Annotated in this window: 13 protein-coding genes; all 13 read right to left on the minus strand. The window is 68.7% G+C overall.

Annotation, left to right across the window (positions count from 1 at the left end; translation table 11 throughout):
• Nucleotides 1–38: 38 nt before the first annotated feature.
• From ftsA to ASE75_RS00855, 13 genes are read right to left on the minus strand one after another with little or no spacing between them, the layout of a single operon-like run.
• On the minus strand, nt 39–1301 hold the full coding sequence (gene ftsA / locus ASE75_RS00800) for a cell division protein FtsA (RefSeq protein WP_055927426.1): 1263 nt from the start codon (nt 1299–1301) through the stop codon (nt 39–41).
• A 4-nt stretch (nt 1302–1305) separates the two neighbouring features.
• Nucleotides 1306–2250: a cell division protein FtsQ/DivIB gene (locus ASE75_RS00805; RefSeq protein ID WP_082463715.1), complete on the minus strand. Its 945-nt coding sequence runs from the start codon at nt 2248–2250 to the stop codon at nt 1306–1308.
• Nucleotides 2247–3179 (minus strand): D-alanine--D-alanine ligase, encoded by a 933-nt coding sequence (locus ASE75_RS00810; protein WP_268796015.1) that lies wholly within the window; start codon nt 3177–3179, stop codon nt 2247–2249. The genes ASE75_RS00805 and ASE75_RS00810 overlap by 4 nt, the downstream gene beginning before the upstream one ends.
• A 5-nt stretch (nt 3180–3184) precedes the next feature.
• Nucleotides 3185–4114 carry a UDP-N-acetylmuramate dehydrogenase gene (gene murB / locus ASE75_RS00815; RefSeq protein ID WP_235512453.1) on the minus strand — a complete coding sequence of 310 codons (930 nt, stop codon included), beginning with the start codon at nt 4112–4114 and terminating at the stop codon, nt 3185–3187.
• Nucleotides 4084–4281 (minus strand): hypothetical protein, encoded by a 198-nt coding sequence (locus ASE75_RS00820; protein ID WP_055927431.1) that lies wholly within the window; start codon nt 4279–4281, stop codon nt 4084–4086. Before ASE75_RS00820 ends, murB begins: the two co-directional genes overlap by 31 nt.
• Entirely contained in the window at nt 4278–5705 is a 1428-nt protein-coding gene (murC, locus tag ASE75_RS00825; protein ID WP_055927434.1) for a UDP-N-acetylmuramate--L-alanine ligase, read from the minus strand. Before murC ends, ASE75_RS00820 begins: the two co-directional genes overlap by 4 nt.
• Nucleotides 5702–6841 carry an undecaprenyldiphospho-muramoylpentapeptide beta-N-acetylglucosaminyltransferase gene (gene murG / locus ASE75_RS00830; RefSeq protein ID WP_055927441.1) on the minus strand — a complete coding sequence of 380 codons (1140 nt, stop codon included), beginning with the start codon at nt 6839–6841 and terminating at the stop codon, nt 5702–5704. Before murG ends, murC begins: the two co-directional genes overlap by 4 nt.
• Nucleotides 6838–8067 (minus strand): FtsW/RodA/SpoVE family cell cycle protein, encoded by a 1230-nt coding sequence (locus ASE75_RS00835; protein WP_055927444.1) that lies wholly within the window; start codon nt 8065–8067, stop codon nt 6838–6840. The genes murG and ASE75_RS00835 overlap by 4 nt, the downstream gene beginning before the upstream one ends.
• A complete protein-coding gene (gene murD / locus ASE75_RS00840; RefSeq protein WP_055927447.1) occupies nt 8064–9458 on the minus strand; it encodes a UDP-N-acetylmuramoyl-L-alanine--D-glutamate ligase in 1395 nt (464 codons plus the stop codon). Before murD ends, ASE75_RS00835 begins: the two co-directional genes overlap by 4 nt.
• Nucleotides 9455–10525 (minus strand): phospho-N-acetylmuramoyl-pentapeptide-transferase, encoded by a 1071-nt coding sequence (gene mraY / locus ASE75_RS00845; protein WP_055927450.1) that lies wholly within the window; start codon nt 10523–10525, stop codon nt 9455–9457. The genes murD and mraY overlap by 4 nt, the downstream gene beginning before the upstream one ends.
• 1 nt (nt 10526) lies before the next feature.
• Nucleotides 10527–11897 (minus strand): UDP-N-acetylmuramoyl-tripeptide--D-alanyl-D-alanine ligase, encoded by a 1371-nt coding sequence (locus ASE75_RS00850; RefSeq protein WP_055929129.1) that lies wholly within the window; start codon nt 11895–11897, stop codon nt 10527–10529.
• Nucleotides 11898–11902: 5 nt separating this feature from the next.
• Nucleotides 11903–12055 (minus strand): hypothetical protein, encoded by a 153-nt coding sequence (locus ASE75_RS15295; protein ID WP_156340029.1) that lies wholly within the window; start codon nt 12053–12055, stop codon nt 11903–11905.
• Nucleotides 12052–13467: a UDP-N-acetylmuramoyl-L-alanyl-D-glutamate--2,6-diaminopimelate ligase gene (locus tag ASE75_RS00855; protein ID WP_055927452.1), complete on the minus strand. Its 1416-nt coding sequence runs from the start codon at nt 13465–13467 to the stop codon at nt 12052–12054. Before ASE75_RS00855 ends, ASE75_RS15295 begins: the two co-directional genes overlap by 4 nt.
• Nucleotides 13468–13474: the final 7 nt, after the last annotated feature.

Consider the following 13474-nt stretch of genomic DNA (forward strand, 5'->3'; position numbering starts at 1 on the left):
CCGTTCCAGCCGAAATGCCATGCACCCCTTACGAAATATCAATAATTCGCCCGCGCGGCCTGGATCAGCTTGCGGACGAGCTGGAACCCGCGCGGTCGATGTACCGTCGTCTGGGGGACCTGCAGCGCGCGCAGGTCGATCGGATCGGTCGCCGCGTAAAAGGCCAGCCCGGCCAGCGTCGCGAACGCCGATCCGGCATGGGCCTCGGGCAACCCGGTCAGCCCGCGCGGCCGGCCGATCCGCACCGACCGGCCCAGCGACTGCTGCGCGTAATCGGCAATGCCCTTCAGCTCCGCGCCACCACCGGTCAGCACGACCTGACGCCCGACCGGCCCCTCGAACCGCAGGTCGACCAGCGCCTTCTGCACCAGCCCCATCAGATGCTCCAGCCGCTGGCGGATCACGCCGATCAGCTGCGCCTTGGTGATCTGCGCGCCCTCGCCCGCGCCGTCCTCGGCCGAAATCGGCATCACCGGGATCATGTCGTGATTGTCGCGCGGCGACGCGTTGGCCGAACCATGGAAGCACTTCATCCGCTCGGCCACCTGCCGCCGCGTGCCGAACGCGCTAGCAATATCGTCGGTGATGTCCGACGCACCGACCGGGATCGACGCAAGGCCCACCAGCATCCCGCCCGCGAACAGCGACACGTTGGTGATCCCCGCCCCCATCTCGACCAGCGCGACGCCGAGTTCGCGCTCCTCCTCCGACAGGCAGGCAAGGCCGGTCGCGACGGGGGAGGCGATGATCGACTTCACCTCCAGATGCGCCGACCGCACGCACAGGTCCAGATTGCGGACCGGCGACCCGTCGGCGGCAACGACATGGATGTGCACCCCCAGCCGGTCGGCATGCAGCCCGAGCGGCTTCTTCACGCCTGTCAGCCCGTCCAGCGTGTAGAGCGCGGGCTGCGCGTGCAGCACCATCCGCCCCTGCGGGTCGATCGAGTTGCGCCCCGCCGCCAGCAGCGCGTCGATATCGCCCTGTTCGACCCGGTGGCCGCCCAGTTCGAACTCGATCGAGGCGACGTCGGACACTAGGCCACCGGCCGAAAATCCGACCCAGACATTCTCGATGTTGATGCCCGCGATCCGCTCGGCCTGCTCGACCGCCTCGCGCACCGCCGCCTCGGTCGCGCCCATGTCGGCGATGTAGCCGCGCTTGACGCCCCGGCTCTCGCGCTGGCCCGTGCCCAGCACGATCAGTTCGCCGCCATCGCCCTTTTTCGCGATCATCGCCGATACCTTGGACGACCCGATGTCGAGCGCGGTAATCAGCCCCTCCGGTGCGGTCTTGGCCATGTCCCTACCCCTCTTCGCGCGACGTTGCCGCTGCCCCAGCAGCAACCGACGGCGTCTGTTCAGTCTGCGCGCCATCGCCCGGATCGGCAAGCGCGTGATTTTCGTCAGCGCCGGGCTTGCGCGCGACCAGCTTGCGGGGATCGCGCATGTCGAACCGCTTCCACCCCTTGCCCAGCAGCGCGCGTGCGCCGTCCAGCTCGGCGAACTTCACCAGCGCCCGGTCCGCCCCGTCCTGCGGCAGCGCCAGCGTCTCGCCGGTCGCAAAGGTCAGGTCCCAGCGCCGGTTGCCGATCCAGGTCGCCGCGCGCACCTTGGGCCGCAGCGCGGGCGCGGCGGCGAGCAGCGCCTGATACGCCCCCTCCTGCCGGTCCGCGCCGGGACCGATGACCAGCGGCAGGTCGGGGATCGCATGCGCCTCGACCGGGGCCAGCAGCACCCCCGACGCGTCGATCAGCGTCAGTTGCCCGTTGTCCTGCCACACCGCCGCCGGCGTCCGCTCGACCACATGCACCAACAACGTGTCGGGCAGCCGGCGCGACACATGCGCGTCGGCGATCCAGCCATAGCGCAGCAGCTTCTGCCGCACCGCCTCAAGGTCGACCAGCGGCATCGCCCGCGACTGCTGGTCCAGCGCGACGGCATAGACCGACATCCGGTCCATCCGCTTCAGGCCCGTCACCTCGATCTGCTCGACGCGAAACCCCGCCTTGCCAGCACTTTCGGCCAGCGCGGTGCCGATCATGCCGGGAATCCCGATCCAGCTGGCCGCGACCACCACGACCGCACCCACCGCGCCCAGAATCGACCAGGTCGCCAGACGCTTCAGCGCGGCTTCGCTGACCGGCAGCGCGCCGACGATCCGGTCCAGCGTCGATGCGCGCTTGACCGCCACCTTGCGCCGGGCGGTCGGCCGCTTGGGCGGGCTGCCGCGCTTGATCGTCCGGCTCATCCGTCGCGCGTCCCGTCATCGGCCATCGCCTCGTCGACGATTCGCTGAACCAGTTGCGGATAGCTCATGCCGATGTGCCGCGCCTGTTCGGGGACAAGGCTCAGGGGCGTCATGCCCGGCTGTGTATTCACCTCCAGCAGAAACAGCCCGTCGACCCCGCGTTCGTCGTCCCAGCGGAAATCGGCGCGCGACGCCCCCTTGCAACCCAGCAACCGGTGCGCCGCCAGCGCGATGTTCCGGCACGCATCGGCAATCGTGTCGGGGACCTCGGCCGGGCAGACATGCTCGGTCAGCCCGTCGGTATATTTCGCATCGAAATCATACCAGCCGTTTTTGGGCTTCAACTCAGTGACGCCCAGCGCCTTGCCACCCAGCACCGCCGTCGTCAGTTCGCGTCCGCGGATATACGGCTCGGCCAGCAACTCGGCGAATTCGCTCCACGGTCCCACCGCGTCGCGGCCGATCGGATTGCCGTAATTGCCCTCGTCAGTGACGATCGCGACCCCGACCGACGACCCTTCATTGACGGGCTTCAGCACATAGGGGCGCGCCATCGGGTCGCCCTCGAACAGATCCGCGCTTTTCACGATCCGCCCGCCCGGCATCGGCACGCCCGCCGGCACCAGCGTCTGCTTGGTCAGTTGCTTGTCGATCGCGATCACCGAGGTCGCGAGGCCGCTGTGCGTGTAGCGCAGGCCCATCAGGTCGAGTAGCCCCTGCACCGTCCCATCCTCGCCCGGCGTCCCGTGCAGCGCGTTGAACACCAGGTCGGGCTTCACCTCGGCCAGCCGTGCGGCGACGTCGCGGTCCATGTCGATCCGCGTCACCCGGTGGCCAAGCGATTCCAGCGCATCGGCGACGCCCGCGCCAGACATCAGCGACACCGGCCGCTCGGACGACCAGCCGCCCATCAGGACGACGATATGCAATGGATTCAACGTTCAACTCCCACCCGCTGGATTTCCCATTCCAGCGTAACGCCCGAATGCGCCAGCACCCGTTCCCGGACTTCCTCGCCCAGCGCCTCGATCTCGGCGCTGGTGGCCGACCCAAGGTTCAGCAGGAAGTTGCAATGCTTCTCACTGACCTGCGCGTCGCCGCGTGTGAGGCCGCGACAGCCCGCCGCGTCGATCAGCGCCCATGCCTTGTGCCCGTCCGGGTTCTTGAACGTCGATCCGCCGGTGCGGCTGCGCAACGGCTGCGACGCCTCGCGTTCGGCGGCGATCCGGTCCATCTCCGCACCGATCGTCGCCGGGTCGCCGGGGGTGCCGGAAAACACCGCTTCGACCACCACCGCGCCCGCCGGCAGGTCCGAATGACGATAGGTGTAGCCCAGCCGTTCCGCCGGCCAGACCTCGACCGCGCCAGCCCGCGTCACCACCGTCGCCTCGATCAGGATGTCGGACACATCGCGGCCGTAAGCGCCGGCGTTCATCCGCACCGCACCGCCGATCGTGCCGGGAATCCCGCGCAGGAACTCAAGCCCCGCAATGCCGGCATCGCGCGCGGCGCTGGCGACCGTGATTCCCATCGCGCCCGCGCCGGCCCGCACCCGGCCATCCTCGACCGACACCTTCGCCATCGCCTTGGGCAGGCGCACCACGACACCGGGCACGCCGCCATCCCGCACGATCAGGTTGGATCCGACGCCGACCGGCAGGACCGGCGTCGCGGCGTCCAGGTCTCGCAGCATCGCCGCCAGATCCGCGACATCTGCGGGACGCACCAGCCATTCCGCCGGCCCGCCAGTGCGAAACCAGATGAAGTCCGCCAGCGATCCGCCGGCCTCGACCCGCCCACGCACGTCCGATGGCAATGTCGAGGCCAACGCCGTCACCGCCCCATGCCCCACAGGTTCATCCACGCGGTCCACGCCGCCATGTTGGCCTCGGCCGCCTTTTTCGCGGCCTCCTGCGCCTTCACCAGCGCGTCGCCGGCACCAAGCGCATGGTTGCCCGCCTCCAGCGACTTGCGCTGCGCGTCCAGCATCTGCTGCTGCATCTTGATCGAGGCACTGAACCAGTCGTTCATCGCGTCTCTCCAATAGCCTGGGCCAGCCCCGCCGCCCATTTGGTGATATCGCCCGCTCCCAGGCACACGACCATATCGTCGGCCTGAAGGGTCGCCGCCAGTTCGGCCGCCAGCGCATCCGCGTCCGCCACCGTGGCCGCGAACCGGTGCCCACGCCGTTTCAGCCCCTCGACCAGCGCGTCAGCGTCGACGCCCGGCACGGGATCCTCGCCCGCCGCATAGACGGGGGTCACCAGCACGCGGTCCGCCTCGTTGAACGCGGTCTGGAATTCCTCCATCAGATTGCCGAGCCGCGAGAAGCGATGCGGCTGTACCACCGCGATCACGCGGCCCCGTGCGCCCTCACGCGCCGCCGACAGGACCGCGCGGATCTCGACCGGGTGATGGCCGTAATCGTCGATGATCGTCGCCGTGCCGCCATCGACCGCGACCTCGCCGACCTTGGTGAAGCGTCGCTTGACCCCGCCGAACGCCGAAAACCCCTTCTGGATCGTCGCGTCGTCGATCCCGAGTTCCAGCGCGACACCGATCGCGGCCAGCGCGTTCTGCACATTGTGCCGCCCCGGCATCGGCATCTCGATCCCCTCGATCGACCGCGTCGCGCCATCGCGCGCGCGGACGATGCACTCGAACCGGTTGCCGCCGGGAATCGGCACGACATTCACGCCGCGCACATCGGCCTGCGCCGAAAAACCATAGGTCACCACGCGCCGATCGCGCAGGCGCGGCAGGATCCCCTGCACCTCCGGATGATCGAGGCACAGCAGCGCCGCGCCGTAAAACGGCACATTCTCGACGAACTGGACGAACGCATCCTTGACCGCATCGAACGACCCGTAATGGTCGAGATGCTCGGGGTCGATATTGGTCACGACCGCGATCGTGCCGTCCAGCCGCAGGAAGCTGCCGTCGCTCTCGTCCGCCTCGACCACCATCCAGTCGGACGCACCCAGCCGCGCGTTCGAGCCGTAGCTGTTGATAATCCCGCCATTGATGACCGTCGGATCGACCCCGCCCGCATCCAGCAGCGCGGCGACCATGCTGGTCGTCGTCGTCTTGCCATGCGTCCCCGCGACCGCGACGGTCGACTTCAGGCGCATCAGTTCGGCCAGCATCTCCGCGCGCCGCACGACCGGGATGCGCGCCTCCAGCGCCGCCTCGACCTCGGGGTTGCTGCGCACGATCGCGGTCGAGGTGACGACGACCGCCGCATCGCCCAGATTATCCGCCCTGTGACCGATCGCGACCGGGATCCCCTTGTCGCGCAGGCCCTGCACGACATAGCCCTCGGCCACGTCTGACCCCTGCACGCTGTAGCCAAGGTTCTTCATCACCTCGGCGATGCCCGACATGCCGATGCCGCCGATGCCGACGAAATGGATCGTGCCGATGTCGGTCGCGACGCCCTTGGTCCGGGTGCTCATGCGTAGGCTGCCTTTGTGGTCTTCGTCGTGACGGGCAGGCGGACGCGCGGCGCGTCGAGGCTCTCGACCAGATCGGCCAGATCGCTTGCCGCATTGGGTCGGCCGCACGACCGCGCACGGCCCGCCGCGTTCTGCAACGCCGCCGGGTCCAGCCCCAATTTCTGCATCTGCTTGGCCAGTTCGACTGCGGTGAAATCCCCTTGCGCGATCGTCCGCGCACCGCCCGCCATCGCGATCTCGCGCGCGTTCACGCTCTGATGATCGTCGGTCGCGCTCGGCAGCGGCACCAGAATCGCCGGACGCCCGGCGGCGGTCAGTTCGGCGATGGTCGACGCGCCCGCCCGCGCAATCACCAGATGCGCCCACGCCAGTTGTTCGGGCATGTCGGGCAGGTAGGTGGCGATCTCGGCCGGAATCGCGTGCTCGGCATATTTCGCGCGCACCGCGTCGATATCCTCGATCCGCGCCTGATGCGTCACCTGCAACCGCCGCCGGAACGTGACCGGCAACATCGCAAGACCATCCGGCACGACCTGACTGAGGATGCTCGCGCCCTGACTGCCGCCCGTCACCAGCACGCGGAAGATGCCGTCTTCCTCCAGCAGCGGATAGGGCCGCGCGCGCAGCGCCAGCACCGCCTCGCGTACCGGATTACCGACCAGATGAACCTTGGCCGACAACTTTGCCGCCAGCCGCTGCGTATCCTCGGACGACGTCGCGATCGCATCGACCCGCCCCGCCACCAGCCGGTTGACCCGGCCCAGCACCGCATTCTGTTCATGCACCGCGGTCGGGATCTTCTCGGCGAACGCCGCCAGCAGCGCCGGGAGCGCCGGATATCCGCCGAAACCGATTACGGCAGCCGGCTTGAACGTCCGGTACAGTTCCCGCGCCATCGCCCGGCCGCGCCACATCTCGCGCGCCGCCTTCGCCCAGCCGACGGGTCCGCCCGTAAAGCGCCCGGCCGGCAGGACATGCGTCTGCACCTCCTCGAACAGGCCGGGAAAGCGCACGCCGCGCGCGTCGCTGACCAGCGCGACCCGGTGGCCGCGCTTCGTCAGTTCGGTGGCCAGCGCGGCGGCCGGGACCATGTGACCGCCGGTGCCCCCGGCCGCCAATACGTAATGCTTGCTCATGTACCGCTCCAGCGGACGATATAGGGCGACCGCGTCAGGAACGGATTGCGCCGGGTGAACGCCAGCAGCAACCCCATACCGATCGACAGCGCGATCATCGACGACCCGCCATAGCTGATGAACGGCAGGGTCATGCCCTTTGACGGGGCAAGGCCGGTGTTGACCGCCATCGACACCATCGCCTGCGCACCGAACTGCACCGCAAGGCCGGACGCCGCCAGCAACCGGAACTCGTCCTGCTCGTCCAGCAGCTTGACGAACACCCGGACGACGATGGCCAGAAACACCAGGGCGACGATGGCGCAGGCGATCAGCCCGAATTCCTCGCCGATGACGGAAAAGATGTAATCGGTATGCGCCTCGGGCAGGCCGAATTTCGCGCTGCCCGCCCCCGGCCCGGTCCCGGTGAACCCGCCGGCGGTCAGCGTCGCACGCGCCGCGTTGACCTGAAAATGGTCGCCCGCGCCCGACCCCTCGACGCCGGGAAACAGGAACGCGTCGATCCGCGACCGCGCCGTGCCATAGAAGACATAGGCCGCGACCAGTCCGACCGGGACCATGCTGACCAGCCCGACCAGCACTTTTGTCGGTGTGCCCGCGATCATCAGCAACGCCATCCACACCGTACAGAAGATGATCGTCTGCCCGAAATCGGGCTGCAGCATCAACAGGCAGGCGATGCCCGCGGTCATCGCGCCGGTAATCAGCACGGTCGGCAGGTCATCGTCCTTCGCCTTCAGCGACAGCAGCCACGCGACGGTCACGATGAACAGCGGCTTCAGGAATTCGGACGGCTGAAACTGCGCAAAGCCGAAGCCGATCCAGCGCGCCGCGCCGTTGACCCGCACCCCGATCAGCGGCGTCAGCGCCAGCATCAGCGTGAACAGGCCCGCGCCCGCGACCGCCAGACGCCGTGCGGTCGCCACCGGCAGCATCGACACCGCGAACAGCACCGGCAGCGAGATGCCGACCCAGATCAGCTGGCGCCAGAAATAATAGAGCGGCGTGAACTTCAGATGCTCGCCCGAATAGCGCACCGCCGACGCCGGCGACGCCGCCGCCACCGCCAGCAGGCCGATCGCGATCAGGAACAGCGTCAGGACCAGCAGCACGCGGTCGATATCCCAGAACCACGTCCCCAGCGGCGACCGGTCGCCACGCCCGCCGCGCTTGGCTCGCGTCGTGACCGTCGGCGGGGTCTGGCAGGATGCTCGGACGTCGGTCATGCCAGTCCCTCCACAGCGGTTCGGAATGCGGCACCGCGCGCTTCGTAATCGCGAAACTGGTCGAAACTGGCGCAGGCCGGCGACAGCAGCACCGTATCACCGGCCCGCGCCCGCGCGGCGGCGGCACGGACGGCCGCATCGAGCGTGCCCGATTCCTCCACCGGCATATGCGATCCGAGTATCTTGGCGAACGCCGGTCCCGCCTCGCCGATGGTATAGGCACGGACGATGTTGCCGAAATGCGGGGCGCAGGCGTCCAGCTCGTCGCCCTTGGGCTTGCCACCGACGATCCAGTGCGTGCGCGGAAACGCGGCCAGCGCCGGCGCGGTCGATTCCGGATTGGTCGCCTTGCTGTCGTCGACATAGGCGACGCCGTTCACGACGTCGATTCGCTGCATCCGGTGCGGCAGGCCGGCAAAGCTTTCCAGCGCGCGGTCGATGTCCGCCTCGCCGACGCCCAGTGCCTTGGCGACCGCGATCGCGGCCAGCGCGTTCTGTGCGTTGTGCGGCCCCTGCAACGACGGCCAGCGCGACTGGTCCATGCACACGCCGGGCGCGATCTTGGTCAGATGTTCGCCCCGCGCCGATAGCCCGCGCGCGATCGCAGCGGAGGCCGCATCGCCGATACCGATGATCGCTTCATGCTCCGGCGACTGCATCGCGAACAGCCGCGCCTTGGACGCGGCATAGCCCTCGAATCCGTCATACCGGTCGAGATGATCGGGCGTGATGTTCAGCAATACCGCCACGTCGCAGTCGAGCGTCGCAGTCAGGTCGATCTGGTAGCTCGACAGTTCGAGGACATAGACCCCACCCGCCGGCAACGGTTCCTGCCCAAGAATCGGCAGGCCGATGTTCCCGCCCATCAGGCTGGGAATGCCCGCGGTCCGGAGGATGTGGTGGACCAGCGCGGTCGTGGTCGACTTGCCGTTCGTCCCGGTGATCCCGACGACCTTGTGCGCCGGCAACGACGCGCGGCCTTGCGCGAACAATTCGATGTCGCCGATCACCGGCACGCCAGTATCTCGCGCTTTCGCGGCGATCGGATGGGTATTCAACGGCACCCCCGGCGACACGACCAGCGCGTCGAAGCCGTTGAGATCGTCGAGCGGTGCCACCATCAATTCCTCCCCGGCACGGGGAGGGGGACCATCCGCAGGATGGTGGAGGGGCGCTGCCACGAGCGACCCGCCCGTGGCGCCCCCCCCTCCACCAGCTTCGCTGGTCCCCCTCCCCGTGCCGGGGAGGAATGGCGCACGCTTCGCCGCCTCCGAATCCCACGCGACGACCGACGCACCGCCCGCCAGCAATGCCCGCACGGTCGCCGCCCCCGACCGCGCCAGCCCCAGCACCGCGTACCGCTTCCCCGCCCAGTCGCCTGAAACGATCATCGCAGCTTCAACGTCGACAGACCCGCCAGCGCCAGCACGAACGCGATGATCCAGAACCGGATCACGACCGTCGGCTCGCTCCAGCCAAGCTGCTCGAAATGGTGGTGGATCGGGGCCATGCGGAACACGCGCTTGCCGGTCCGCTTGTAGAAGAACACCTGGATGATGACGCTCATCGCCTCCAGCACGAACAGCCCGCCGACGATGCCCAGCACGATTTCGTGATGCGCAACCACCGCGATCGTCCCCAGCGCGCCGCCCAGCGCCAGACTGCCGGTGTCGCCCATGAACACCGCCGCTGGCGGCGCATTGTACCACAGGAACCCGAACCCTGCGCCGACCACCGCACCACAGAAGATCGCCAGCTCGCCCGCCCGCGGCACATGCGCGATGCCCAGATAATCGGCGAACTTCGCGTTGCCGACCAGATAGACGATGACCATGAACGTCACGCTGGCGATGATGACCGGCATCGTCGCCAGGCCGTCCAGCCCGTCGGTCAGGTTCACCGCATTGCCGAACGCGACGATCGTGAACGCCGCGAACAGCGGGAAGCCCCAGCCGAGGTCGATGTACATCCGTGTCGTGAACGGCAGGTACAGGTGGCTGCCATTCTGCTGCATGATGATGAATGCGGCGATGCCGGCGATCGCGAACTCCAGCATCAGGCGGGTCCGGCCGGAAACCCCGGCGGTGCTCGCCTTTCGCACCTTGTCATAATCGTCCATGAAACCGATTGCACCGAAGCCCAGCGTCACGAACAGGCACGACCAGACGAACGGGTTGCTCAGGTCCATCCACAACAGGATCGCCAGCCCCATCGACGTTAGGATCATCAGCCCGCCCATCGTCGGCGTGCCGCGCTTGGCCAGATGCGTCTGCGGGCCATCGGCGCGAATCGGCTGCCCCTTGCCCTGTCGCACGCGCAACCAGCCGATGAAGCGCGGCCCGATCAGCAGGCCGATGAACAACGCCGTCGCCACCGCCCCGCCGGTGCGGAACGACTGATAGCGGATGAGGTTGAGAAGACCCGGAAACCCCAGCGCTTCGGCGATCAGATACAACATGTCATTTTGCCCCGCCCGCCAGCCCGGCTACAACACGCGCCAGACCGACCCCGTTCGATCCCTTGATAAGGACCGCATCCCCCGGCGACAGCATCGGTTTCAGCCGCGCCAGCGCGGATGCGGCATCGGCCACATGGACGAAATCGACCCGCCCCTCAAGCGCGGCGGCCAGCGGCGCCATCGCTTCGCCGACCAGCAGCGCCGTTTCGACGCGCGCGGCCAGAATAGGCTCCGCCAGATCGGCATGATAGGCGTCGGACTTCTCGCCAAGCTCCCGCATTTCGCCCAGCACGGCGATGTGCCGCCCCGGCTCCTGCGCCAGCACGGCCAGCGTCGCGCGCATCGACGCGGGGTTTGCATTGTAGCTTTCGTCGATCACCAGCGCGTCGCCACCGGCCACGCTCACCATCGCCCGCGCGCCACGCCCGGTCAGTCCGCCCATCTCCGCCAGCGCAAGGCCGGCAAGGCCCAGATCCGCGCCCGCCGCATCGACCGCCGCCAGCACCGCCAGCGCATTCGATACCCAGTGCATCCCCGGCTGCGCCATGGTGAAGCTCAACTCGCGCGCGCCGATCCGCGCGGTGACGAAGGTCGCGCCCGTCTTCAGCCGCATCGTCTCGGTCGGATGGACATCGGCCGCGCGGTCCAGACCGAACGTCACGATCCGGCTCGCAAACGGCCGGGCGGCGGCGATCAGCCGGTCGCGGTGCGGGCTGTCATAGGGCACGATCGCGGTGCCGCCCGGCTCCAGCCCGGCAAAGATCTCGCCCTTGGCATCGGCGATCGCGCTTTCATCCGGGAAAAACGCGGTATGCGCCGGCGCGATCGCGGTCACGATCGCGATGTGCGGCCGAACCAGCGTGGTCAGGTGCGCCAGTTCGCCGGGATGGTTCATTCCCATCTCGAACACCCCGACCCGCGTCGCCGCCGGCATCCGCGCGAGGCTCAAGGGAACGCCGGTATGATTGTTGTAGCTCTTGACCGACCGATGCACCGCCCCCGGTATCCCCCGGTCGAGCGCGGCGAACAGCGCCTCCTTGGCGCTGGTCTTGCCGACCGACCCGGTCACGCCGATGATTTTCGCACCCGTCCGCGCCCGCGCCGCCCGGCCCAGATCCTCCAGCGCCGCAAACGTATCGGCCACCCGGACATGCGATCCCGCGCAATCGCCGCCGACCAGCGCGCCGCCGGCCCCTTGCGCGAATGCCTGATCCAGAAAGCGGTGGCCGTCGGTCGCCTCGCCGGTCAGCGCGACGAACAGGTCGCGTGGCCCGACCTCGCGCGAATCAAAGGCAACGCCATCGACGGTGAAATCGCCGGACGCCGTGCCCCCCGTCACAGCGGCGATATCGGCAGCGGTCCACAGCGGCACCGCACTCACGACGGCCGACCTTCTTCCACCGGCTCTCCGCCTGCCCCGCCATAGTTCAGGCCAAGCCGCCGACGCTCGCGCGGCTTGGCCGCCGCGGTGTCGGCGCAATCGGCCGGGCCGGTCGCCGCGCGCTTGGCCGGCATCACGATCTTCTTCATGCCACGCACTCCCGCGCCACCGCGACGTCGTCGAACGGCAGCACCATGTCGCCGACGATCTGGCCCTGTTCGTGTCCCTTGCCTGCGATCAGGACGATGTCGTCCGGACCGGCATCGGTCACCGCCGCACGGATGGCATCGCGCCGGTCGCCGATCTCGTCCGCCCCGCGCGCGCCGGCCAATACCATGGCGCGGATCGCGGCCGGATCCTCGGTTCGTGGATTGTCGTCGGTCACGATCACCCGATCGGCCATCGCCACCGCGACCTGCCCCATCGCCTCGCGCTTGCCTTGGTCGCGGTCTCCGCCGGCCCCGAACACCACGATCAGCCGCCCGCCGGCATGCGGCTTCAACGCCGCGATCGCCGCCTCCAGCGCATCGGGCGTATGCGCGTAATCGACATAGACCGGCGCACCCGCCGACGTGATGACCGCGCGTTCCAGCCGCCCGCGCACCGGCTGCAATCGCGACAGGTTCGCCAGCGTCGCCGCCACGTCGCCGCCGGTGGCGATGACCAGCCCGGCCGACACCAGCGCGTTGGCGGCCTGATACGCGCCGATCAGCGGCAACTGGATCTGGAACGTCCGCCCCGCCGCCTCGATCGTCAGCCCCTGCCCCAGCAGCGTCGGATCACGCCCGACCAGCCGCAGCGTCTCACCGCGCGTGCCGACCGTGATGAGGGGGTTGCCCCGCGCGTGTGCCAGGTCGATGACCCGCGCCGAATATACATCGTCGGCCCACACCACCGCCGTGCCGCCAGACGACAGCACCTCGGAAAACAGCCGCAGCTTGGCGGTCAGATACGCCGCCATGTCGCCGTGATAATCCAGGTGATCGCGGCTCAGGTTGGTGAAGGCGGCGGCGGCGACGCTCAGCCCCTCGGTCCGGTACTGGGTCAGGCCGTGGCTCGACGCCTCGAACGCCAGGTGGCTGACCCCCTCGCGGGCCAGCCCGGCAACGTTCGACAGGAAGGTGACGACGTCGGGCGTGGTCAGCCCGGTCGTGACCCGTTCATCGGCGGTGGTCACGCCCAGCGTCCCGATCGACGCGGCATGATGCCCCGCCATCCGCCACAGTTGCCGCACCATCTCGACGCAGGACGTTTTGCCGTTGGTGCCCGTCACCGCGACCGACACCGCCGGGAACGGCGCGAAGAAACGCGCGGCCAATCGGGCGAAGGCGGCGCGCGGTTCGTCCGCAACGATATGCACCGCACCCTCAACCACCGCGCCCGGTGCCGCCACGACCGCGATCGCGCCGGAGCGGACCGCATCGGCGATATAGTCCTCTCCGTTGACGCGCGCGCCCCGGAACGCACCGAAGATGGTCCCCGGCGCAACCTTGCGGTGGTCGATGGCAAAGCCGGTGACGACCATGTCCTGCGTCCCGCCGGTCAGCATGCCCAGTTTCATCGCGCGC

It is taken from the genome of Sphingomonas sp. Leaf17 (assembly GCF_001421505.1).
GTDB lineage: Bacteria > Pseudomonadota > Alphaproteobacteria > Sphingomonadales > Sphingomonadaceae > Sphingomonas.

Coding starts and splice junctions, on each gene's coding strand:
- ftsA (WP_055927426.1), bottom strand. CDS start 1,301: ATGGCCAAGACCGCACCGGAGGGGCTGATTACCGCGCTCGACATCGGG.
- ASE75_RS00805 (WP_082463715.1), bottom strand. CDS start 2,250: ATGAGCCGGACGATCAAGCGCGGCAGCCCGCCCAAGCGGCCGACCGCC.
- ASE75_RS00820 (WP_055927431.1), bottom strand. CDS start 4,281: ATGAACGACTGGTTCAGTGCCTCGATCAAGATGCAGCAGCAGATGCTG.
- murC (WP_055927434.1), bottom strand. CDS start 5,705: ATGAGCACCCGGACCAAGGGCGTCGCGACCGACATCGGCACGATCCAT.
- murG (WP_055927441.1), bottom strand. CDS start 6,841: ATGAGCAAGCATTACGTATTGGCGGCCGGGGGCACCGGCGGTCACATG.
- ASE75_RS00835 (WP_055927444.1), bottom strand. CDS start 8,067: ATGACCGACGTCCGAGCATCCTGCCAGACCCCGCCGACGGTCACGACG.
- murD (WP_055927447.1), bottom strand. CDS start 9,458: ATGATCGTTTCAGGCGACTGGGCGGGGAAGCGGTACGCGGTGCTGGGG.
- mraY (WP_055927450.1), bottom strand. CDS start 10,525: ATGTTGTATCTGATCGCCGAAGCGCTGGGGTTTCCGGGTCTTCTCAAC.
- ASE75_RS15295 (WP_156340029.1), bottom strand. CDS start 12,055: ATGAAGAAGATCGTGATGCCGGCCAAGCGCGCGGCGACCGGCCCGGCC.
- ASE75_RS00855 (WP_055927452.1), bottom strand. CDS start 13,467: ATGAAACTGGGCATGCTGACCGGCGGGACGCAGGACATGGTCGTCACC.